Below are 792 nucleotides of genomic sequence, written 5' to 3'. Positions count from 1 at the left end.
ATTATCCCAGCTCATAGCACCTTTCTTCATGTACGACACCAACTCCGAAGGAATTACCGTGAAAGCCGGAGGCTAGCCTCGGCGCTGCGAACCCACACGAACCCAACCCCGCTCCGCGGAAACACCCAGCCGTCGAATCCGACGCGCACTGACTTGCCAGGTACGGATGCCGGGGTTCGCTCCACTCGTGTTGCTCGGCTACTGGCGATAAGGTCAAGCACGCTGACCCGCTCGATATCGCAGTCGCCGTAGTCGAGTTCGACTTCGATACCTCTCGTCGGCTGTTCGATGTCGACATACAGCAAGTGACCACGTACTGCCGTCACGGTCCGATACGTGTAGCTAATCGTTACCGGCGTCTCGGTGTCACTCGCTGTCACACCCAGATCAACCGCATAAACCTGGCCACCTTTTCTGCTCGTTCGACGTATCTCCCGGTCCTGGCCGTCGACCGTGAACTGGACGAGTTCGAACGCTTCCTTTGCGTTGGCGTCGATGCCGCTCTTCGGAGTGAAGTACCACGCCGACGTCCCGTCGTAGTCGCGAGCCAGTTCGGTGTATTCGGCACGGTCGGACGTGCAAGCGAATCGCCGAACTTGGTGATGCGGTACGACGGTGTATTCCCAGCGCACCTTGACAACGAACAATGCGTCATCCCGATCTGACGCACTGGCACTGCCCACGGCAGTGCCACTAGGTATACGGGCCTTGACCCCGGATGTTGGACACGGGGATTTCTGGCTATGCAGCCTGGATGAGGTTACTGGAGGAGAGTCCGTTCTCGTATGAGGC

1 protein-coding gene is annotated in these 792 nt (G+C 58.7%); it reads right to left on the bottom strand.

Annotated elements, in window-relative coordinates:
• Positions 1-53: 53 nt before the first annotated feature.
• A complete protein-coding gene (locus ACHIRB_RS02790) occupies positions 54-647 on the bottom strand; it encodes a hypothetical protein (RefSeq protein WP_395126782.1) in 594 nt (197 codons plus the stop codon).
• Positions 648-792: the final 145 nt, after the last annotated feature.

The sequence above is a fragment of the Antrihabitans spumae genome (assembly GCF_043944905.1).
GTDB classification, from domain to species: Bacteria; Actinomycetota; Actinomycetes; order Mycobacteriales; family Mycobacteriaceae; genus Antrihabitans; species Antrihabitans spumae.
The sequence above is the reverse complement of the archived record's forward strand: the minus strand, read 5'-3'. Positions and strand labels throughout refer to the sequence as shown.